Consider the following 21,761-nt stretch of genomic DNA (forward strand, 5'->3'; position numbering starts at 1 on the left):
TAACAAATCCATTACATAGAAATTAAAGACTTGTTATCTATTTTATTATCTTTGTAGCACTACACTAATCCCCTAAATTATAAATGTATTATGGAAATCGAGAAAATTTTAACTAGTAACGTAGTTGATTTATCTTCTATTAAAAGTTTTTTTGCTAATGATAAAGATATGTTGATTCAATTAATTGGCGTTTATTTATCAGACACATCTCCAAGAATAGAAACCTTAGAAAAAAGTCTAGATACAGTAGATTATGAAGAAGTAAGAGGCATTTGTCATTTCTTAAAATCTTCTTTTGGCTTAATGGGCATAAGTTGTTTAGATGATGTTGCCAACTTAGAATTACTTGCCAAAGATTTTGAAAGCGAAACTATTATTAAAGAAAAACTAAACCATATTTTACCTATTTGTAAAGCAAGCATTACAGAATACCAATCTATTTTAAATAAATTAGAAGCATTATAATTTTAGTTTTTAAATGATAAAAGAAATACAGTTACGAGTAAATTTAATAGAAGAACGCAAAGAAAACATCCTAAACTACAAAGCTGCTAAACAGCTTTCTATTAATACCACAGAAATAACTGCTATTAAAGTTTTACGAAAATCTATAGATGCCCGTAAAAAAGACATCATTTTTAATTATAAAGTTGCAGTTTACATTAATGAAGAAATTCCTGAAAAATCGAAATATATTTTTGAATACAAAGATGTTTCTAAAGCTAAAGAAGTTCATATTGTTGGTTTTGGACCTGCAGGGATGTACGCTGCTTTGCGTTGTATAGAATTAGGGTACAAACCTATTGTTTTAGAACGAGGTAAAAACGTACAAGACCGAAGACGAGATTTAAGAGCCATTAATCAAGACCATTTTGTAAACGAAGATTCTAATTATTGTTTTGGCGAAGGTGGTGCAGGAACATATTCTGATGGGAAACTCTACACAAGAAGTTTAAAAAGAGGCGATGTAAGACGTATTTTCGAAAACCTTGTTTTTCATGGAGCTACAGAACAAATTTTGGTTGATGCTCATCCTCATATTGGTACAAATAAATTACCAAAAATTATTAAAAACATTCGTGAAACTATTTTAGAATTTGGTGGCGAAATTCACTTTCAGAGCAGGGTTACTAACATCATCATCAAAAAAAATAAAATACAAGCAATAGAAATTAACGACCAACAAGAAATGGCAGTAAATGCTGTTATTTTAGCTACAGGTCATTCTGCAAGAGACATTTACGAATTGCTTCACAAAAAAGAAATTTCACTAAAAGCAAAGTCTTTTGCTATGGGCGTTCGTGTGGAGCATCCTCAAGAAATTATAGATCAAATTCAGTATAGCTGTTCAGGAACTAGAGATGAATTGCTGCCAGCTGCTGCCTATAGTTTGGTGCATCAAGTAAATAACAGAGGTGTATATTCTTTTTGCATGTGTCCTGGAGGGTTTATAGTGCCAGCTGCAACTGCTAATGGAGAAGTTGTTGTAAACGGAATGTCGCCAAGCAGAAGAAATAATAAATTTGCCAATTCTGGAATTGTGGTTGAATTAGATATTGATAAAGATTTTAAAAAATACGAACATTTTGGGGCTTTAAAAGGATTAGAGTTTCAGAAAGATTTAGAAAAAATTGCCTTTTATGCAGGTGGTAGAACTCAAACTGCGCCAGCACAAAGATTGGTAGATTTTGTAGATGGTAAACTTTCTAACGATTTAAATGATTGCTCTTATCAACCAGGATTAAAATCGGCACCTTTACATTCTTTATTACCTAAAATAATTGGTAGTAGATTGCGAAAAGGCTTTGCTGCTTTTGGGCAAAAAATGCACGGTTATTATACAAATGATGCCAATATTGTGGGTGTAGAATCTAGAACCTCATCACCTGTAAACATTCCAAGAAAAGAAAATTTAGAACACACAGAAATATTAGGCTTATATCCTTGTGGAGAAGGTGGTGGTTATGCTGGCGGAATTGTTTCTGCAGCCATGGATGGAGAACGTTGTGCAGAAGCTGCAATTGCTAATCTCTAATCTTTTACAATTTAACTCAATAAGTTTTATTAATTTTACTTTATTATTTAATCATATGAAAATTACAATTGGTAGAGTTGATAAAGCCGATTTTCCTAAATTATCTTTAACAGATATCGATGTTAAAATAGATTCTGGTGCTTACACTTCTTCAATACATTGCGCAAATTTTAAAGAAATAACCCTAAATAATGAAAATTATTTAGAGTTTGTTTTATTAGATAAAGAACATCCTTTATATAATAACAAAGTGTTTAGAACAAAAGAGTATACTTCTAAAATGGTAAAAAGCTCTAATGGTATTGCAGAAAAAAGATTTATGATACAAACAGAAATCTTTATCTTTAATGCTACTTTTTCTATATATTTAACATTAAGCGAACGAAAAGACATGAAATTTCCTATATTATTGGGAAGAAAATTTCTAAACACGAAATTTGTAATCGATCCAATTAAAAAAAACCTATCTTTTAAATTAAAATATCCTACTAAATGAGAATAGTTATACTATCTAGAAACCCAAAATTATATTCTACAAAAAGATTGGTTGAAGCCGCTATAAAACGTAAACATGAGGTTTTTGTGGTAGATCATTTAAAATGTAACATTGAGATTGAAAAAAAATCGCCTAAAATCTATTATAAAGGAGAATATATTACAGATATAGATGCCATTATACCAAGAATTGGAGCTTCTGTTACTTTTTACGGAACAGCTGTAATTCGTCAGTTCGAAATGATGAAAGTTTTTACTTCTGTAACCTCACAAGCATTAACCAGGTCTAGAGATAAATTAAGCAGTTTACAAATTTTAGCAAGAGCTGGAGTTGGTTTACCAAAAACCGTTTTTACAAACTATACAAAAGATGTAGAGCATGTTGTAGATTCTGTTGGTGGTGCTCCATTAGTATTAAAATTATTAGAAGGTACACAAGGTTTAGGTGTTGTTTTAGCAGAAACAAAAAATGCAGCAACTTCAGTTTTAGAGGCTTTTAATGGTTTGGGTGCAAGAGTTATTGCTCAACAATTTATTAAAGAAGCTGGTGGTGCAGATATTAGAGCATTTGTGGTTGATGGTAAAGTAATTGGCGCTATGAAACGTCAAGGTAAAGAAGGCGAATTTCGTTCTAATTTACACAGAGGTGGTAATGCAACAGTAATTGAATTAACAGACGAAGAAGAAAAAACGGCACTAAAAGCAACCAAAGCTTTAGGTTTAGGTATTGCTGGTGTAGATATGTTACAATCTTCTAAAGGACCTTTAGTTTTAGAAGTAAACTCTTCTCCTGGTTTAGAAGGTATAGAAGTTGCCACAGGAAAAAATATTGCCAAAGAAATTATTAGATATTTAGAAATACATGCAGAATAACCCTTTTGTACTTTTAGGAGAAGTTATTCCTGAAGGAAAACGTACTGTTTTAGATTTAGAGGTTGCTAAATTACATACAAGAACTACCATAAAAGTTCCGTTAATTATTGAGCGTTCTAAAAATCCTGGGCCTGTAGTTTTATTAATGGCAGGTATTCATGGTGATGAAACAAATGGTGTTGGCATCATCAGAGAAATTATAAATCAGAAATTAAACAAACCTAAAAACGGAACTATTATCTGTTTGCCTGTTTTTAATATTTTTGGTTATCTAATGCAAACTAGAGAATTCCCTGATGGTAGAGATTTAAATCGAGTTTTTCCAGGTTCTAGCAAAGGTTCTTTAGCCAGCCAATTTGCTTATCAATTTATCAACGAAGTTGCTCCTTTTGTAGATTATGTAATCGATTTTCATACTGGAGGAGATCAACGTGATAATGTTCCTCAAATTCGTTGTAACAAAGATGATGACAAAGGATTAGAATTGGCAAAAATATTTAATCCGCCAATTATTATGTATTCCAATAATATTGTAAAATCTCTAAGAGAAACTTTACATAAAATGGGTAAAACTGTTTTATTATTCGAAGGCGGAAAAACCAAAGAATTAGACCCTACAGTAATTAACGAAGGTGTAAATGGAACTAAAAACGTACTGATTCACTTAGGTTTAATTGAAGGAGAAATAACTGTAAGAGAAACACCTATTTATGTAAAAAAATCGAAATGGTTGCGAGCTTTGCATTCTGGCATGCTTAAGGTAATGGTTAAAAATGGAAGTTATGTAAAAAAGAAAGACATTTTAGGTGTAATACAAGATCCTTTTGGAGAGTTTAAAAAAAGAGTTTATGCTCCTCATAATGGTTATGTATTTTGTATTAATAAAACCCCAATTGTAAACAAAGGTGATGCTATATTTCACGTTAGTATGGAAGATTAAAAAAAACCTATTTAAAATAAAAAAACAGCTATGAAAAACTACTTTTTATTATTCGCTTTTTTTCATTTTTGATACATAAAATCATCTAAAGAGATAATTTAATAAAATTGATAATTTGAAGCCTATTCAATAAAAAAATATTGTATTTCGAATTCATTACAAAATAAAAAAATACATACACGAAACTTTTTAACAAACATAAAAAGACTTTTAAACAAAATTTTTACTTAAATTCCTTTAGATCTTTGTACCAAAATAAAAAAAGTATAAAATCTAAATAAAATAAAAATGAGTAATCAATTTGGTAAACAAGGTTGGACACCTGATAGAATCGAAAATTTAAAAGATAAAACATTTGTTATAACTGGCGCTAATGCAGGTGCAGGTTTCGAAGCTTCAAAAATATTATTAAGCAAAGGCGCAGAAGTTGTAATGTTAAATAGAAATGAACAAAAATCAATTGCAGCAATCAACGAACTTAAATCTGAATTTGGTGCAAATGCAAACGTATCCTTTATAAAAATGGATTTAGCATCACTTTCTTCTGTAAGAAATGCGGCTAAAGAAATCTTAAAAACACTGCCAAAAATTGATGCTTTACTTTGCAATGCTGCTGTTGCTCAATTGGCAAAACAAGAATTTACTTTAGACGGATTTGAAAGCCAATTAGGCATCAATCATTATGGGCATTTTTTATTAATCTCTCTTCTTTTTGATAAAGTTGAAGCATCAAAAGGTAGAATTGTAGTGGTTGGTAGTGAAGGTTATAAAATGGGATTAAAAACCATTCAGTTTAATGATATGAATTTTGATAAAAACTATCATCCAAACAACACATATTGCCACAGTAAATTAGCTCAAATTATGTTTGCATACGAACTGCAAAACAGAATTAAAGAAGCAAACAAAGACGTAAAGGTATATGTTTGTCATCCAGGAGCATCAAAAACATCTTTAATTAAAAAAGATGCACCTTTAATTACCAGAATTACGTGGTCTATTCTTTCTAATTTACCCATTGTACAATCTGCAGAAAAAGGAGCTTATCCAGAATTAATGTGTGCTACAGAAAAAGACTTAAAACAAAAAGCCTATTATGGACCAACAGGAAGAAATAATTGGACAGGTCCTGTAGGTGAGTGCGAAGTAGAATCTTTTGTTTACGATAGCGAAATTGCATCAAAATTATGGACAGTTTCAGAAAAAGCAACTCAACAAAAATTTACGTTGTAAATCAATTTAAAATTAAAACTCTAAATTATTTTTTACTGATAAAACTGTGAAATTTATTAGTAATTTAGAGGTTAAAGAACAAGTAGTAATCAATAATCTTATCTTGCACATTTATGGAAGCTATTGAAACAACTGAAAAAGGCAAGGTTTTTATGACCTGTAAAATTGATAAAGAATACACCTGGGAAAACGTATATCATCAACATATTATAGCCTTTATTTATTCTGGTGAATTAGAAATTACTTACGGAAAAAATACTGTGAATTTTGTGGAAGGTGATACTATTTTGGTTCCTAAAAATCAATTGTCTAGAAGTATTAAAAAACCAATTGATGGGCAACCTTTTAAATGTTTATCCATGGCAATTCCTGAAAAAAACTTGCGCGAATTTTATGCAAATAGAACTGTTTTAGAAACTTGGAGCGAAAATGCATTAAAAGAAAGACCTGTAAAATCGAACACGTTATTAAAAAGTTATTTTAGTTCTTTATTGCCTTATTTTGAAATGCAAGACGAATTGCCTGCACCTCTTGTAGACATTAAAATTCTAGAAGCCTTAACTATTATAGATGCTGCAGACAAAAGAGCAAGTGCGGTTTTAGGCACTTTTAGCGAAATGGGTAAAATCGACTTAAAAAATTACATGGAAGAGCATTATATGTACAATCTTCCGTTAGAAAAATTTGCTGCATTAACAGGCAGAAGTCTCACCACTTTTAAATCTGATTTCAAAAAGATTTTTAAAAATACACCTGGCAAATGGTTAACTGAAAAAAGACTGAATTTAGCTCATTATAAACTAAATGCAGAAAAACTAAAAACTTCTGATGTGTATTTATCAGTTGGTTTTGAAAACCTTTCTCATTTTTCTTTTGCTTTTAAAAAAGCCTTTGGATACAATCCAAGTACATTGGCCAACAACAATTATTAAACAAAATAAATTTTACATAATGGACATTTTAAAACTAGCTACAGAATGGGCAAAAGATGAAGTTTTTTCGTCTAAATTTTTCATCTTTTTCGGGATTCTTTTTCTTTTAGCAACCATAGGTTTTTGGCAACTAGGCAAAACAGAAATTGCTAAAGCATTTATTTATCCAACTTTAGTTGCAGGCATTTTAATCTTAACAGTGGGTGTTGGTTTACTGTATGCAAACACCACAAGAATTAAAACTTTTACAGAAGATTACAATACTGATGCTTCTGCCTTTGTCAAATCGGAAATTGTTAGAGCAGAAAAATCTATGGGCGAGTATAAACTCATTGTTTTTAAAGTAATTCCGATAATGATTATCATTGCAGCCTTATGCATCATTTTTTTTGATAAACCAATTTGGCGTGCCATAAGTACCACAACCATTGCAATGCTTGTTGTAATTTTATTGGTTGATAATAATGCCAATGCTAGAATTGTAAATTATCATCAACAATTAATATCCATAAAAAAATAAAAATATTTTGGTTGATGCTGTTTTTCGATAACCAAACTTTCTTAAACTTTAAAGAAGCATATTTTTAAAACTATTTAAATATCCTACATTTGCAATATGCGAATAGATATTATTTCAGTTGCACCAAATTTATTAGAAAGTCCTTTTAATCATTCTATTGTAAAAAGGGCGCAAGAAAAAGGTTTGGCAAAAATTGTAATTCACGATTTACGTAAATACGGTTTGGGCAATTACAAACAAATAGACGACACCCAATTTGGTGGTGGTGCAGGTATGGTTTTAATGATAGAACCAATTGCCAATTGTATCAAAGATTTACAAGCAGAGAGAACGTATGATGAAATTATTTATATGACTCCAGATGCAAAAACACTAAATCAAAGTACAGCAAACACACTATCGTTAAAAGAAAATATTTTAATTCTTACAGGGCATTATAAAGGTGTAGATCAAAGAATTAGAGACAAATACATTACCAAAGAAATTTCTATTGGTGATTATGTTTTAACTGGTGGCGAATTGGCTGCAGCAGTTTTGGTTGATGCTGTTGTGCGTTTAATTCCTGGGGTTATTGGTGATGAACAATCTGCCCTTACAGATTCTTTTCAAGACAATTTATTATCACCTCCTGTTTATACAAGACCTGCAGATTATGAAGGTATGAAAGTTCCTGAAGTTTTATTATCGGGTAATTTTCCTAAAATTGATGATTGGAGAAGCGAACAAGCTTACAAAAGAACAGAAGAGATTAGACCAGATTTAATAGATTAATAGACATTTCAGGTTTTATAAAAAACAAGCCCTTTTGAATACAATAACAAGCTTCATAAAAAATAACAAAGCCATTTCTTGGGTTTTAGGATTTCAATTATTTCGATTGATTTTACTCCCATATATGGGATTAATGCCACAAGATGCTTACTATTATTTATATGGTCAGAATTTGTCTTTATCTTATTTCGATCATCCAGGAATGATAGGTTATTGTTTACGGTTTTTTACAGACATTTTTGGGCAAACTGTGTTTGTAGTAAAACTTACAGATTTTGTAATTACGTCTTTAACCTTATTCAGTTTTTACAAATTGGCGTCTTACTTTTTATCCAAACAAAAAGTAGAAAATGCCATTGTTTTACTAGCTTCTACCCTATTTATTTCTATTTTATCTTTTAATTCTACACCAGATGTACCCTTATTATTATTCTGGACATGGAGCATCATCTGTTTATACAAAGCAATTTTCGACAACAAAAAAGCCTACTGGATTCTTGGCGGAATTGCAATGGGACTCGCTTTTAACAGCAAATACACAGCTTTAGTTTTACAAATCGGATTAATTTTATTTGTAATTTTTTCGAACAAACACAGAAAACTTTTACTTTCTCCTTGGTTTTGGTTGAGCTTAATCATTTCTGTGGCAATCACTTTTCCTGTTTGGTATTGGAACTATCAAAACGAATTTGCTTCTTTTGCTTTTCAATCTTCAGAAAGAACCAGTTCTATTTCAGAATTTAAATTGAATCCTGGTTTTTTCTTTGGGGCAATTGGGCATCAACTATTTTTATTACTACCTGTTTTGTTTTTGGTGTTTATCACATTTACTTTTAAATTTATAAAAAGAGCCCTTTTAAAATTTAAATTGCCAGCAGCCAAAACCTTATTTTTACTGGCATTTTTTATCCCAACTTTTGTTGGTTTCTTTAGTTTAACCCCTATTTATTGGGTAAAACTAAACTGGATGATGCCATCTTACATTACCGGAATTATTTTGGCAGGAATGTTCATCAACAAAAAATTGCTAAAAATTCAAGTTATTTTTTCTGTTGTTTTTCATGTTTTAATTGCCCTGCAAATTTTGTTTTATTTAGTACCCATTAAAAGCGATGATACTTGGGTAGGTTGGAAAGAATTGGCCATAGAAACCGAAAAATTACAAGAAAAATATACCAATACTTTTGTTTTTTCTGATGATAATTACAAAACTTCGGCTTGTTTAAATTTTTATATGGATGATAAAGTGTATGCACAAAACATCATTGGTTTGCCTGCTTTACATTTCGATTATTTGGGTGATGATTTATCGACCTTAAATGGAAAAAATGCCATTTTTATAGATTCTGACAAACGTTTTGAAAACAAAGATAAAAAAGGCGAAAATCATCCAAAAATTGATCATTATTTTGATAAAGTAACAGAACTAACCCCAATTATCATCAATAGAAATGGCAAAGAAATTCGTAAATATTGGGTATTTTATTGCGAAAATTATAAGGCTAATGCTTTAACATCACATAAATAAAAACATTTTTTACAGCTTTTGTATTTCTGGTAATCTCAATGGTTTCTACAAGCTGAAATTCATCAAATTGTGTAAAAATTTCTTCAGGATTTTTATAATTTCTACTGTCTGTAATGTACAGGACTTTTTGGTCATTTAATTTCGGATGTTTATTATTAATCCAATAATATTTATGAATTGCTGGCAACTCACCCACTCCATAAACCAACATATTATTTGGTCTGGCTATATAATAATCGATGTGTGCTGCTGGAAACCATTTTTCAGATACAATTGGCAAATGCGTTAATTGATGATCAATTAAAACTTTACTTACTTTTTGGGAAGCTTGTTGCCAACCATATAAATCCATTAAAGCATCATTCTTTCCTAACCTTTCTTTTTTTTCTGATTTTGATGCGGGTAAAAACCAACCATTATTAATTTCTAAGGTTACAAAACTTAGTAATAGCAACAAAAAACAAAAACCTCGAATTAAATTTCTTTGGATGTTTTTTTGATTCGAAATAAAAACGGCCAACAAAGGCATTAAGGTTAAATAAGACACTCCAGACCAATGAGGTAAAGTATCTCTAGAAATAGAAAGGTAAATTGTAGTGGCAATTAGTGGCAATGAAAACAGCAAAAAAAAGCTGGTTATTTGGGTATTAAATTGAAATTTCTTTTTAACCATGGCAATAATCATTAGAATAATAGAAACAAATACATAAGGATTATTGTAAACCAATTGCCCTAAAATTTCTCTTAAAAAAGAATCTTTATTTAAAGATAAACTAAAAAATGAAACTCGATTATTATGGAATTTATAACTGATAAAATCGTTTTGGAAGTTCCAATAAAAAATCAGCAAAAGAGCACAAATAGGAAAAATAAAAGCCAAATAAAACTGTATTTTCTGCAACCATTTTCTATTAAAAAAAAGCACAAACAAGCAAACACCTACCAATAAATAAATTGCCTGATATTTAGAATACACAGCCAAACCTATACAAAGAAAGCCTAAAATAAGTTTTAATGTATGGGCTTTTTCTGGTGATTTTGGTAACACTTGTATCAAAAAATAAACACTTAACAACCAAAACAAAACCATTGGTGCATCTGGTAAAATAAAAGTACCAGAAATTATTAATCCGTAAATACTGATGTTGAATAATAGAACACTTAAAAAACCGACAAATTCGTCTTTAATATATTTACCAATTAAAAACAGCACATACATCGCCAAACTAATGGGCAGAATTGAAGCTAATCGAATGGCAATCTCCGCATCAAAAAAAAGATTGAACGTAAACAATTGTATAAAAAAACCAACCATTCCTGGATGATCAAAATGACTAATGTCTGGATATTTTGCATACAACCAATAATATACTTCATCATTACCAAATTCAAGTTGACTAGCCCAAAATATTCTAAATAGTGCACTAATTGCAATTAAAAGCAATGCATAATTTTTGTACGATTTTTGCATTAACTCACTTTATTTGCTTTGCAAAATATAGACATACTTGCAATACCTATTATGATGCCTATAAATGAGCCAAAAAAGATGTCTATTAAAAAATGCTGAGATAAATATACTCGAGATAAACCTGCAATAATGGCCAAAGAAACCCATAAATATTGCGATTTGCACTTTGCGAAATACAAACACAAAATGGTAAAAATTGCAAAAGCTGTAGTGGTATGCCCAGAAGGAAAAGAATTTAACATTGCCATTTTTACGCCATCTACCAAATGCAAAGTTTCATCACTTAGAGCTGCTGCTGGTCTTAAAATTCCTTTGAATAAGATTTTTTTAAACAAATGCGTAATTAATAAAGTTAACACGCCACTAACTACAAAAACATAAAACATTTTTCGTTTTATAAATAAGAACACAACTGCCAAAACTGCAAATACAGCACCATCACCCAAAAACGTAGAATATTTAAAAAAGACATCAAAAAAAGAAGTATGAAATTGATTTATTTTTAAATGCAAAACATACTTATTAAAAATTGAAATAAAAATAATGGAAGCCGCAAAAAATAAAGAATAAATAAAAAACACCTCTCTTTTTACCACCATTACATTTGCCACTAATCTACTTTGTACTTTAAAAAGTAAAGAAAATATTTTGTTTGATGATTTATTAGAGATCGTTACAGTTTGTTGCATAGTAATTTTATTAATTACTCAAAACTAGGGCAGCATTGTAACTGTAATATTATGGCAACTTTAAAATTTGATAAAGTAATGAGAGATAATCTTCTCTTACACAACCATTTCTTAAAACTAAACCAATGAAAATTAATACAAAATAAATCTTTTTTTAATGTTGCATTTTAATAAAATTGTATAAATTTGCACTCGCTAAACTAACCTCTGACGAGAATCGTGAATGTTGCTTTAGAAAACTATAAAATATAAAAGATGGAATCTTTAGTAAAATTTGTTCAAGACGAATTTGTAACCAAAAAAGAATTTGCAGAATTTGCTGCAGGTGATACTATTACAGTGTATTACGAAATTAAGGAAGGAAATAAAACTCGTACTCAGTTTTTTAGAGGAGTTGTTATTCAAAGAAGAGGTGCTGGTACTTCTGAAACATTTACAATCAGAAAAATGTCTGGTACAGTAGGTGTAGAAAGAATTTTCCCTGTAAACTTACCTTCTATTCAAAAAATTGAAGTTAACAAAAGAGGTAAAGTACGTAGAGCACGTATTTACTACTTTAGAGGTCTTACTGGTAAAAAAGCTAGAATTACCGAAAAAAGAAGATAATACTTCTTACATAAAAAGATTAAAAAGCATTGCGAAAATTCGCAATGCTTTTTTGTTGTTAACAATTGTTAATAAGTCTGGTTTACAACGTGTTAATTAGTTTATGTCTAATAATTTTTCATATTCATAAAATACCAGTAAATTTATTACGGAATTTACAATTGAAGCCATTGATTACTATAAAGTAAATAAATGAATTGCTGTAAATTCTAAAATAAAGTTCTTTATAAATATTGTTTTATCATTTAAACTTTATGTGCTTCAGTAAAATATAATTTATTGAAAAAAGTTCAGTAGAATAGCATTCATTTTTAAAGTTAATTAGAAGCTAACAAAAAATTATATTTTTTATAAAAGCTAATTAAAATTAAAAAGGCTAATGAAACCTGATAGCAAAAAGCTTAAAAGAAAAGCAATCCGAAACATTTATAAATACTAGAAAAGTAAATACTTTTTATCATTTTTAAAAATGTTTCAAAAACTAAAATAGTGAAGGTAATTTCTCTTAAAATTTGAAATCTAAAACCCAACTTTTATTTGATTCTGTTGCCATAAAATGCAGTACATGAACTATTTTAAAGAAGCCATATCAATACAAAAAATTGTATGATATGGCTTTTATTTTCATTACAAATAAAAATTCGCAATAATCCTTACAATTTATTATTAATTACTTATAAAACCATAGTAATTAATAATAACTTATCATTAATAATATCATTATAAATTCATAAATTTGCTCCGCTTTTTTTTACGAAATCATTTTCGTAAAAGAAAAATAACCAATAAAATTTATCTAAAAATGAGCAATAAAGCTAAAATTGTATACACTAAGACAGATGAAGCTCCAGCCTTAGCAACCCGATCATTCTTACCTATTGTAAAAGCTTTTACAAAATCTTCTAATATAGAAATAGAAGTTAAAGATATTTCTTTAGCTGCTAGAATATTAGCCAACTTTTCAGACTATTTAACTGAAGAACAGAAAGTAGAAGATGCTTTGGCTTTTTTAGGAAATTTAGCTACAAAACCAGAAGCAAATATTATAAAATTGCCAAATATTAGTGCTTCTGTACCTCAATTAAAAGCGGCAATTGCAGAATTACAACAATTAGGTTACGCATTGCCTAATTATCCTGAAGAAGTTGTAAGCGAAGAGGATAAAAAAGTGTTAGCACTATATAACAAAGTAAAAGGTTCTGCTGTAAACCCTGTTTTACGTGAAGGAAACTCAGACAGAAGGGCTCCTAAAGCCATTAAAAACTATGCTCGTAAAAACCCACATTCTATGGGTGCTTGGAGTTCAGATTCTAAAACTCATGTGGCCACAATGTCTGCAGGAGATTTTGCACATAACGAAAAATCGGTAACTATAGATACTGCTACTAGTATTAACATTGTACACGTAGCAACAGATGGCACTAAAACAATCTTAAAAGAAAATTTAGCTTTATTAAATGGCGAAATTATAGATGCAACTGTTATGAGTAAAAAAGCATTGGTTGCGTTCTTAGACGAACAAGTTGCTGATGCTAAAGAACAAGAGGTATTGCTTTCTTTACATATGAAAGCAACCATGATGAAAGTTTCTGATCCAATTATTTTTGGTCTTGCTGTAAAATCTTATTTTAAAGAATTGTTTGACAAACACGAAGCTACTTTTGATGAAATTGGAGTTGATGTAAGCAATGGTTTGGGTAATTTATTAAGCAATTTAAACGAACTTCCTGCTGAAAAGAAAGCCGAAATTTTGGCGGATATTGATGCCATTTTAGAAAAAAATGCTGATTTGGCAATGGTTAATTCTGATAAAGGGATTACCAATTTACACGTACCTTCTGATGTAATTATTGATGCTTCTATGCCAGCAATGATTAGAACTTCTGGTAAAATGTGGAATGCTAAAGGAGAATTACAAGACACAAAAGCCATTATTCCTGATAGTTCTTATGCTGGTATCTATGCTGCAACTATCGATTTCTGTAAAAAAAATGGTGCTTTCGATCCTACAACAATGGGTACTGTACCTAATGTTGGTTTAATGGCTAAGAAAGCTGAAGAATATGGTTCTCATGATAAAACTTTTCAAATGACTGCAGATGGTAAAGTAATTGTAACTGATACCTCTGGAACTACTTTAATAGAGCACACAGTAGAAGAAGGTGATATTTGGAGAATGTGCCAAACTAAAGATTTACCAATTCAAGATTGGGTAAAATTAGCAGTTACTAGAGCTAGAGCTTCTGAAACTCCTGCTGTATTTTGGTTAGATGAAAATAGAGCTCACGATGCAGAAATCATTAAAAAAGTAAATGTTTATTTAAAAGATCACGATACAGAAGGTTTAGACCTTAGAATTTTAGCTCCAATTGACGCTACAATATTTACTTGCGAAAGAATTGTAAAAGGTGAAGATACTATTTCTGTTTCTGGTAACGTTTTACGTGATTATTTAACAGATTTATTTCCAATTTTAGAAGTAGGTACATCAGCAAAAATGTTATCTATTGTTCCTTTAATGAATGGTGGTGGTTTGTTTGAAACTGGTGCAGGTGGTTCTGCTCCAAAACACGTACAACAATTTGTAGAAGAAAACCACTTACGTTGGGATTCTTTAGGAGAGTTTTTAGCATTAGCAGTTTCTTTAGAGCATTTAGGAAATGCTAATGACAATGAAAAAGCGTTAGTTTTGGCAGAAACACTAGATGATGCTACTGATAAATTCTTAGACAATGACAAATCGCCATCAAGAAAAGTTGGTGAAATCGATAACAGAGGAAGCCATTTCTATTTAGCAAAATACTGGGCAGAAGGATTAGCCAATCAAGATAAAAATGCTGAATTAAAAGAAGAATTTACTTCAATTTCTGCAGCTTTAAATGAAAACGAAGCAAAAATTATTGCACAATTAAATGAAATTCAAGGTAGCCCAGTAAATATTGAAGGGTATTATTTACCGAATGAAGAATTAACTGTAAATGCAATGAGACCTAATGCTTTACTTAATACTATTTTAGCGTAAAATTTTAACAAAAATTTTGATAAAATATTAACAAAAAGGAGTGCAATTTGCACTCCTTTTTTAATTAGCTTTGGTTTTCTCTCCAAAAAAATTGAAATGAATAAAAAGCGAATTGTCATTATCTCTGTTATTTCCTTAGTTTTAATTTACTTTATTTATAGCTATTTTTCTCCGGATGCAGATGGTAAAGTTTATCTAACTACACAAGTTCAGAAAGGAAATTTTGTAAGCGAAGTAATTACTTCTGGTGAAGCTCAATCTACAAGTCTTAAAAAAATTAAAGGTCCAGATAACCTTAGAAAATTTAGATTAAACAATCTTAAAATTCAAGATTTAGTCGCTGAAGGTACTATTGTAAAAAAAGGAGATTATGTAGGGCGTTTAGACCCAAGCAGCGTAAACGAGCAAATTCTAGACGAACAATTGAACCTAGAAACTGCTATTTCTAAATACACCCAACAACAATTAGACACTACACTTACTTTAAAACAAGAAAGAAATGCCATAAAAGATTTACGCTTTAGTATGGAAGAAACTTCTTTAGAACTAAAACAATCGATTTACGAACCACCTGCAACCATTAAAAAACTAGAAATTAATCTAGAAAAAGCAGAAAGAGATTTAAAAGAAAAACTAGAGAACTACAAAATAAAAAAGAGACAAGCCAATGCTAAAATGGTAGAAGTGGGTACGCAAGTTTCTAAAACTAGAAAAAAATTAGACGATTTATTAAAACTACTCAAATCTTTCACCATTTATTCTGATGGTAATGGAATGATTACCTACGATAAAAATTGGGATGGCACTAAAAAAACAGTAGGATCAACGATAAGTCCCTGGAACCCAACCATTGCAAGTTTACCAGATTTAACTAAAATGGAATCTAAAACTTATGCAAACGAGGTAGATATCAGAAAAATAAAAAAAGACCTTCCTGTAAAAGTTGGTTTCGATGCTTTTCCTGATATAGAAATGGATGGTATTGTTACAGCTGTAGCCAATGTAGGCGAAAAAAAACGTGGCTCAGATATTAAAGTTTTTCAAGTTTTAATAAAGTTAAATGGTTCTAATGATAATATTAGACCAGGAATGACAACATCAAACAAAATATTAACTTTTGAGAAAAAAGATGTGTTAAGCATTCCTTTAGAAGCACTTTTTTCTAAAGATTCTATTACTTACGTGTATAAGAAATCAGGATTTTCAGTGACCAAAAAACAGGTTAAAATAGGCGATTCTAATAACGATTCTGTAATAATTACAGAAGGTTTATCTGAAAATGATGTAGTATACCTAAACAAACCAGAAGGTTATGATAAGGAGCAAATAGCAAAACTAAACTAGTTTTTTTTATGTTTGATAAAATCTATATAGAAAAGCTAAAATCTAATTTTAGTGAAGCTGTTCGTGTTATTTTAGCCAATAAAGTAAGAACTTTACTAACATCGTTAGGAATCATTTTTGGAGTTGCAGCCGTAATTACCATGTTAGCCATTGGTAATGGTGCAGAAAAAGAAATTTTAGCGCAATTAGAATTGGTTGGCGTAAATAATATTGTAATTACGCCCATACCTGATGAAATTGAAGATGAAAACGAAGAGGAAGAAGATGCTGGAGGAGGTATTACTCCCAAACGATTTTCTAAAGGATTAGATATTTTAGATGTTAATAGCATTAAAAAACTTGTACCTTCTGTTAAAACCGTAAGTCCTGAAATTATTTTAGATACTTATGTGATAAAAAAAGGAAGGCAAAGTCCTGTTAAATTAATCGGAGTTACTTCAGATTTTTTTGCTACTGCTAACATAGAAATTGAAAGTGGTAAAAACTTTTCTACTGCTCAAACAGAGAATTCTTTACCTGTTTGCATTATTGGTAAAAAAATAGAAAAAAAGCTTTTTACTGGCGAGAGTGCCATTGGCAAACAAATAAAAGTAAAAGATGTTTGGTTGCAAGTTATTGGAGTTATCGAAGAAAAATTTATTTCAGAAAATGCCCAAGAAAACTTAGGGATTCGCGATTTAAATCAAGATGTGTATATCCCTATTACAACTTTTTTAGTGCGTTATAAAGATCGCAAAATTATTAGCGACAAACCTTTACCCGAAGGCAATGTGATGATTATTGGCGGACAAGAAGGTCCGAAAAAGAAAATTCCAAGAGGTAATTATCATCAAATAGACAAACTTACCATTCAAGTTAACAATTCAACTGAATTAAATGCAACTGCAGATGTGTTGAATAGAATGCTAAAAAGAAGGCATAATGACATGCTAGATTTCGAAATTTCGATTCCTATTCAGTTATTAAAACAACAGCAAAAAACAAAACAAATTTTTAATATTGTATTAAGTATTATTGCAGGAATCTCTTTATTAATTGGTGGTATTGGTATTATGAATATTATGTTGGCTTCTGTGTTAGAACGTACCAAAGAAATCGGAATTATTAGAGCTATTGGTGCTACACAAGAAGACGTAATTCTTCAATTTTTAACAGAATCTGTTTTAGTAAGTATAGGTGGTGGAATTATAGGGATTTTCTTAGGCGTATTTGCCTCCTATATTCTAGAGATAAGTACAGGCATAGAAACTATTTTATCTGTAAGTTCTATTTTATTATCCTTTTTTGTTGCTACATTAATCGGATTAATTTTTGGAATAGCACCCGCAAAATCTGCTGCAAATAAAAGCCCAATAGAAGCTATTAGACACGAATAACTATGAAAAAAATTCTTATTACTTTTTGCTTTTTACTAACCATTGCCTTGCATAGTCAGCAGCAAATTACGTTGGAGGAAGCCATTGAAATTGCTCAAAAAAAATCTCCAGAATACAAGGCATTAATCAATCAAAACCAAGCTAGTTATTGGCAATTTCGGAATTACCAAGCTGGTTTTTTACCTCAATTGCGTTTAGATGCCACTTTACCTTCGTACTCAAATTCCATCAATCGTTTAACAAACGATCAAGGTGAAGATATTTTTGTGCAAACCAATCAATCTAGATTAGAAGGTGTTTTATCTTTAAATCAGAATTTAGCATTTACAGGTGGTACATTATCCTTCAGTTCTCAAATAGAAAGAGTAGATCTTTTTACTACTGATGCCACACGATTTTCAGTAATTCCTTTTTCGATCAATTACCGTCAAAATTCTTTATTCTACAATGCATTTAAATGGGATAAAAAAATTGAACCTTTACTTTATGAAGAAGCAAAAAGAGAATTTATTGAGGGCATGGAAGATATTTCTTTAAATACCACCAGAAGATATTTTGCTCTTTTAAAAGCGCAAGTACAATCAAGAATTGCCAAATCGAATTTATCGAATCAAGATACTTTATTTCAAATTTCGAAAGGAAGGTTTAAAATGGGTAAAATTGCAGAAAACGATTTGCTACAAATAGAATTGTCGGTTTTAAATTCTAAAAATGAAGTCACCACTAATGAGATTAACATTAAAAGAACCTCACAAAATTTATCGCGTTATTTAGATTTAGATACAGAAAATATTTTGCTAAACACACCCAAAGAATTATCAACATTTACAGTAACAGTAGAAAAAGCTTTGGCAGAAGCAAAATCGAATCGAAAAGCGGTAATTGAATTTAGACGAAGAAGATTGCAAGCACAACAAGATGTAGCTGAAGTTAAAGGGAGCAACCGACTGCAATTAAGACTGAATGCCAATTTTGGAATATCGCAACAAGGTGATGTATTTAACGATTTGTTTCAAAATTACAATCAGCAACAAAATGTTTCTTTATCTCTAGGAATTCCTATTTTAGATTGGGGCGTATCTAAATCTCGTAGAAAATTAGTTGAAGCAAATAAAGATTTGGTAAACACAAACGTAGAACAAGATGAACAGGAATTTGAGCAAGAAATTTATTTACACACTTTAAATTGGCAAAACCAACGTAATTTTTTAGAAACTGCTAAAAAAGCCCAAGAAATTGCCATTCGTAGGTACGACATTACCAAAAAAAGATTCATTTTAGGTAAAATTACCATTACCGATTTAAACTTAGCATTGCAAGAAAAAGACAGATCTGTATTAAGTTATTTAAACTCTTTAGAAAAATTCTGGACAGATTACTACACCTTAAGACGATTAACTTTATACGATTTTATTAAAAACGAAAAAATTAAAGTAGCAGATATTATCTACGATTAAAATTCATTATTAACGTTTTTTTATCTTTCTACTATAATTTTATAATTGTACTTTTGTTTAATATATTTTTTTATTTATCAAACAAAAAATACACAATTTGAAAAAAGTCTACATTCTATTTTTCTTCATCTCTTCCATAATTTGGAGTCAAGAAAAATTTACGGTAAGTGGTACTGTTTATGATAATTCTAGTAACGAAACTTTAATTGGAGTTTCTATTTACATCCCCGAATTAAATGCAGGAACCACCACAAACGAATATGGTTTTTATTCCATAACCATTCCAGAAGGTACATATAAATTACAAGTAAGCTACCTAGGTTTTACAACACTTTTAGAAGAAATTAACTTAAATAAAAAGCTTACCAAAAACTTTAAGTTAACAGAAGAAGCAGAAAGTTTAGAAGAGGTTATTATAGAAAGTAACATCGAAAAGCTAAATGTAAGGTCGCCACAAATGAGTGTAAACAAACTTACAGCTTCTACTATTAAAGAAATTCCTGTGGTTTTAGGGGAAGCAGATATTATAAAATCTCTAATTCTATTACCTGGTGTTACTAGTGCTGGAGAAGGCGCTTCTGGATTTAATGTAAGAGGTGGTGCAGCAGATCAAAACTTAATATTGTTAGATGAGGCTGTTGTTTTTAACTCTTCTCACGTTTTTGGATTTTTCTCTGTTTTTAATCCGGATGTAATTAAAGATGTTAAACTATTCAAAGGAGGAATCCCTGCAAAATACGGAGGCCGTTTATCTTCTGTTTTAGATATTTATCAAAAAGAAGGAAATAGCAAAGACTTTAATATTACTGGAGGTATTGGGTTAGTTTCTAGTAGATTACTGATTGAAGGCCCTATTCAAGAAGAAAAAATCTCTTTTTTAATTGGTGGTAGATCTTCTTATGCACATTTATTTTTACCTCTTTTTGGTAATGATAATACTGCTTATTTTTACGATTTAAACACCAAATTAAACTATAGAATTAACGATAAGAACAACGTTTTCTTTTCGGGTTATTTTGGTAAAGATGTTTTTGGCATTAGCGATAGTTTTGTAAACACCTACGGAAATCAAGTTGCCAATTTACGTTGGAATCATCTTTTTTCTGATAAGTTATTCTCTAATTTATCTCTAATTTATTCTGATTATTTCTACGGATTAACCTTAGACTTTATTGGTTTTGATTGGGATTCTGGTATTACCAATTACAACATAAAGTACGATTTTAATCACTACATCAGCGAAAAAACAAAATTGAGTTATGGTATTAATAATATTTACACCAAATTTAATCCTGGTGAAATAAAACCAAACAGAGAAGATTCTGGAATACAGCAAGAAAAATTAATCGACAAATATGCCAATGAATTTGCTGTCTATTTGGATGCAGAGCATAAAATAAGTGATAAATTCAGATTGCAATATGGGGTACGTTTTAGCAATTTTACAAGATTAGGTCAAGATGAATTAAATATTTATGAAAATGATGAACCTGTTATTTATGATGAACAATTCAAAAAATATGAATCTGCAGAAGCAATTGGTACAACATCTTACACTAGAAGTGATGCCATAGCAACTTTCAGTAATTTTGAACCAAGAGTTTCTGTGTCTTATGTTTTAGATGATAACACCTCATTAAAAGCAAGTTATAACAGAATGGTACAATATTTACATTTGTTATCTAACACCTCTTCTCCTACTCCTTTAGATGTTTGGACACCAAGTGGAAAATACATTAAACCTCAGCTATTAGACCAATATGCTGTGGGCTATTTTAAAGCGTTAAAAGATGGCGATTATTCTATAGAAACAGAAGCATTTTACAAAGACATAGACAACAGAATCGATTATATAAATGGTGCAAATTTAATTGCAAATAACGAAATTGAAACTGTTATTTTAAACGGACGAGCAAGAGCTTATGGTTTAGAATTGTTAATCAAAAAAAATGAAGGTAAATTTAAAGGCTGGTTTGCCTATACTTTATCGAGATCTGAACAGCAAACTGAAGGTAGAACTGCCATTGAACCTGGAATTAACAACGGAAATTGGTACAGCACACCTTATGACAAAACCCACGATTTTTCTATAAATGGAAGTTACGAATTGAACAAAAAATGGAAATTTAACTCCAATTTTGTATTTCAAACTGGGCAACCTACCAATTATCCTGTAGGTCAATATGAATTTCAGGGTTTAAACGTACCTATTTATGATGATAATAGAAGAAATGCAGACAGACTGCCTGCCTACCATAGATTAGATATTTCTGCCACATTAACACCAGAAAAAAATAAAAATAGAAAATGGCAAGGAGAATGGGTTTTTGGAATTTATAATGTTTACGGTCGTCAAAATGCGGCTTCTATCAACTTTAGTCAAAATAGAGAAACCTTACGAAATGAAGCTGTACAAACTTCCATTTTTGGCATGGTGCCTTCAGTTACCTATAATTTTAAATTTTAAGA

18 protein-coding genes are annotated in these 21,761 nt (G+C 30.3%); 16 read left to right on the top strand and 2 right to left on the bottom strand.

What is annotated here, in order from left to right; all coding sequences use genetic code 11:
* Nucleotides 1-90 precede the first annotated feature (90 nt).
* The 10 genes from ACWYN7_RS06655 to ACWYN7_RS06700 all read left to right on the top strand — a co-directional run bounded on the left by ACWYN7_RS06655 (nucleotide 91) and on the right by ACWYN7_RS06700 (nucleotide 9,327).
* A complete protein-coding gene (locus ACWYN7_RS06655; protein ID WP_462859079.1) occupies nucleotides 91-465 on the top strand; it encodes an Hpt domain-containing protein in 375 nt (124 codons plus the stop codon).
* Between the two features lie 13 nt (nucleotides 466-478).
* Nucleotides 479-2,035 carry an NAD(P)/FAD-dependent oxidoreductase gene (locus tag ACWYN7_RS06660; protein WP_462859080.1) on the top strand — a complete coding sequence of 519 codons (1,557 nt, stop codon included), beginning with the start codon at nucleotides 479-481 and terminating at the stop codon, nucleotides 2,033-2,035.
* A 55-nt stretch (nucleotides 2,036-2,090) separates the two neighbouring features.
* On the top strand, nucleotides 2,091-2,531 hold the full coding sequence (locus tag ACWYN7_RS06665; RefSeq protein WP_462859081.1) for an ATP-dependent zinc protease family protein: 441 nt from the start codon (nucleotides 2,091-2,093) through the stop codon (nucleotides 2,529-2,531).
* Nucleotides 2,528-3,403, top strand: coding sequence for a 30S ribosomal protein S6--L-glutamate ligase (rimK, locus tag ACWYN7_RS06670; RefSeq protein ID WP_462859082.1), 876 nt, complete (start codon nucleotides 2,528-2,530; stop codon nucleotides 3,401-3,403). The genes ACWYN7_RS06665 and rimK overlap by 4 nt, the downstream gene beginning before the upstream one ends.
* Complete coding sequence (locus tag ACWYN7_RS06675; RefSeq protein WP_462859083.1) at nucleotides 3,393-4,343, top strand: succinylglutamate desuccinylase/aspartoacylase family protein; 951 nt, start codon at nucleotides 3,393-3,395, stop codon at nucleotides 4,341-4,343. The genes rimK and ACWYN7_RS06675 overlap by 11 nt, the downstream gene beginning before the upstream one ends.
* Nucleotides 4,344-4,631: 288 nt before the next feature.
* Complete coding sequence (locus tag ACWYN7_RS06680) at nucleotides 4,632-5,576, top strand: SDR family oxidoreductase (RefSeq protein ID WP_462859084.1); 945 nt, start codon at nucleotides 4,632-4,634, stop codon at nucleotides 5,574-5,576.
* Between the two features lie 113 nt (nucleotides 5,577-5,689).
* Nucleotides 5,690-6,508 carry an AraC family transcriptional regulator gene (locus tag ACWYN7_RS06685; RefSeq protein ID WP_462859085.1) on the top strand — a complete coding sequence of 273 codons (819 nt, stop codon included), beginning with the start codon at nucleotides 5,690-5,692 and terminating at the stop codon, nucleotides 6,506-6,508.
* A gap of 19 nt (nucleotides 6,509-6,527) precedes the next feature.
* On the top strand, nucleotides 6,528-7,028 hold the full coding sequence (locus ACWYN7_RS06690; RefSeq protein ID WP_462859086.1) for a hypothetical protein: 501 nt from the start codon (nucleotides 6,528-6,530) through the stop codon (nucleotides 7,026-7,028).
* A gap of 96 nt (nucleotides 7,029-7,124) precedes the next feature.
* On the top strand, nucleotides 7,125-7,799 hold the full coding sequence (gene trmD, locus ACWYN7_RS06695; protein WP_405565854.1) for a tRNA (guanosine(37)-N1)-methyltransferase TrmD: 675 nt from the start codon (nucleotides 7,125-7,127) through the stop codon (nucleotides 7,797-7,799).
* A 34-nt stretch (nucleotides 7,800-7,833) separates the two neighbouring features.
* Nucleotides 7,834-9,327 carry a glycosyltransferase family 39 protein gene (locus tag ACWYN7_RS06700; protein WP_462859087.1) on the top strand — a complete coding sequence of 498 codons (1,494 nt, stop codon included), beginning with the start codon at nucleotides 7,834-7,836 and terminating at the stop codon, nucleotides 9,325-9,327.
* On the opposite strand, the gene ACWYN7_RS06705 is transcribed toward ACWYN7_RS06700, so the two are convergent.
* Both ACWYN7_RS06705 and ACWYN7_RS06710 read right to left on the bottom strand, forming a co-directional pair.
* Complete coding sequence (locus ACWYN7_RS06705) at nucleotides 9,302-10,798, bottom strand: ArnT family glycosyltransferase (protein WP_462859088.1); 1,497 nt, start codon at nucleotides 10,796-10,798, stop codon at nucleotides 9,302-9,304. The two genes, ACWYN7_RS06700 and ACWYN7_RS06705, sit on opposite strands and share 26 nt — an antisense overlap.
* The gene (locus ACWYN7_RS06710; RefSeq protein WP_462859089.1) at nucleotides 10,798-11,487 is read right to left on the bottom strand and encodes a phosphatase PAP2 family protein; all 690 of its coding nucleotides are present in this window, start codon (nucleotides 11,485-11,487) and stop codon (nucleotides 10,798-10,800) included. The genes ACWYN7_RS06705 and ACWYN7_RS06710 overlap by 1 nt, the downstream gene beginning before the upstream one ends.
* A 255-nt stretch (nucleotides 11,488-11,742) precedes the next feature.
* On the opposite strand from ACWYN7_RS06710, the gene rplS reads away from it, so the two are divergent.
* The 6 genes from rplS (at nucleotide 11,743) to ACWYN7_RS06740 (ending at nucleotide 21,759) form a co-directional block, all read left to right on the top strand.
* Nucleotides 11,743-12,093, top strand: coding sequence for a 50S ribosomal protein L19 (rplS, locus tag ACWYN7_RS06715; protein WP_215993135.1), 351 nt, complete (start codon nucleotides 11,743-11,745; stop codon nucleotides 12,091-12,093).
* Nucleotides 12,094-12,895: 802 nt separating this feature from the next.
* Complete coding sequence (locus ACWYN7_RS06720; RefSeq protein ID WP_462859090.1) at nucleotides 12,896-15,115, top strand: NADP-dependent isocitrate dehydrogenase; 2,220 nt, start codon at nucleotides 12,896-12,898, stop codon at nucleotides 15,113-15,115.
* A 96-nt stretch (nucleotides 15,116-15,211) separates the two neighbouring features.
* Nucleotides 15,212-16,459, top strand: coding sequence for an efflux RND transporter periplasmic adaptor subunit (locus ACWYN7_RS06725; RefSeq protein ID WP_462859092.1), 1,248 nt, complete (start codon nucleotides 15,212-15,214; stop codon nucleotides 16,457-16,459).
* A gap of 8 nt (nucleotides 16,460-16,467) precedes the next feature.
* Nucleotides 16,468-17,835 (top strand): ABC transporter permease, encoded by a 1,368-nt coding sequence (locus ACWYN7_RS06730; protein WP_462859093.1) that lies wholly within the window; start codon nucleotides 16,468-16,470, stop codon nucleotides 17,833-17,835.
* A 2-nt stretch (nucleotides 17,836-17,837) separates the two neighbouring features.
* Nucleotides 17,838-19,292 (top strand): TolC family protein, encoded by a 1,455-nt coding sequence (locus ACWYN7_RS06735; protein ID WP_462859094.1) that lies wholly within the window; start codon nucleotides 17,838-17,840, stop codon nucleotides 19,290-19,292.
* Between the two features lie 97 nt (nucleotides 19,293-19,389).
* Entirely contained in the window at nucleotides 19,390-21,759 is a 2,370-nt protein-coding gene (locus ACWYN7_RS06740) for a TonB-dependent receptor (protein WP_462859095.1), read from the top strand.
* Nucleotides 21,760-21,761: the final 2 nt, after the last annotated feature.

It is taken from the genome of Polaribacter sp. M10 (genome assembly GCF_054968445.1).

Excerpts from the sequence above, each read along its gene's own strand:
- ACWYN7_RS06685 (WP_462859085.1), top strand. The coding sequence starts at position 5,690 with ATGGAAGCTATTGAAACAACTGAAAAAGGCAAGGTTTTTATGACCTGT.
- ACWYN7_RS06735 (WP_462859094.1), top strand. The coding sequence starts at position 17,838 with ATGAAAAAAATTCTTATTACTTTTTGCTTTTTACTAACCATTGCCTTG.
- trmD (WP_405565854.1), top strand. The coding sequence starts at position 7,125 with ATGCGAATAGATATTATTTCAGTTGCACCAAATTTATTAGAAAGTCCT.
- ACWYN7_RS06725 (WP_462859092.1), top strand. The coding sequence starts at position 15,212 with ATGAATAAAAAGCGAATTGTCATTATCTCTGTTATTTCCTTAGTTTTA.
- ACWYN7_RS06730 (WP_462859093.1), top strand. The coding sequence starts at position 16,468 with ATGTTTGATAAAATCTATATAGAAAAGCTAAAATCTAATTTTAGTGAA.
- ACWYN7_RS06675 (WP_462859083.1), top strand. The coding sequence starts at position 3,393 with ATGCAGAATAACCCTTTTGTACTTTTAGGAGAAGTTATTCCTGAAGGA.
- ACWYN7_RS06665 (WP_462859081.1), top strand. The coding sequence starts at position 2,091 with ATGAAAATTACAATTGGTAGAGTTGATAAAGCCGATTTTCCTAAATTA.
- ACWYN7_RS06710 (WP_462859089.1), bottom strand. The coding sequence starts at position 11,487 with ATGCAACAAACTGTAACGATCTCTAATAAATCATCAAACAAAATATTT.
- ACWYN7_RS06690 (WP_462859086.1), top strand. The coding sequence starts at position 6,528 with ATGGACATTTTAAAACTAGCTACAGAATGGGCAAAAGATGAAGTTTTT.
- ACWYN7_RS06705 (WP_462859088.1), bottom strand. The coding sequence starts at position 10,798 with ATGCAAAAATCGTACAAAAATTATGCATTGCTTTTAATTGCAATTAGT.
- ACWYN7_RS06680 (WP_462859084.1), top strand. The coding sequence starts at position 4,632 with ATGAGTAATCAATTTGGTAAACAAGGTTGGACACCTGATAGAATCGAA.
- rimK (WP_462859082.1), top strand. The coding sequence starts at position 2,528 with ATGAGAATAGTTATACTATCTAGAAACCCAAAATTATATTCTACAAAA.
- ACWYN7_RS06660 (WP_462859080.1), top strand. The coding sequence starts at position 479 with ATGATAAAAGAAATACAGTTACGAGTAAATTTAATAGAAGAACGCAAA.
- ACWYN7_RS06655 (WP_462859079.1), top strand. The coding sequence starts at position 91 with ATGGAAATCGAGAAAATTTTAACTAGTAACGTAGTTGATTTATCTTCT.
- rplS (WP_215993135.1), top strand. The coding sequence starts at position 11,743 with ATGGAATCTTTAGTAAAATTTGTTCAAGACGAATTTGTAACCAAAAAA.
- ACWYN7_RS06720 (WP_462859090.1), top strand. The coding sequence starts at position 12,896 with ATGAGCAATAAAGCTAAAATTGTATACACTAAGACAGATGAAGCTCCA.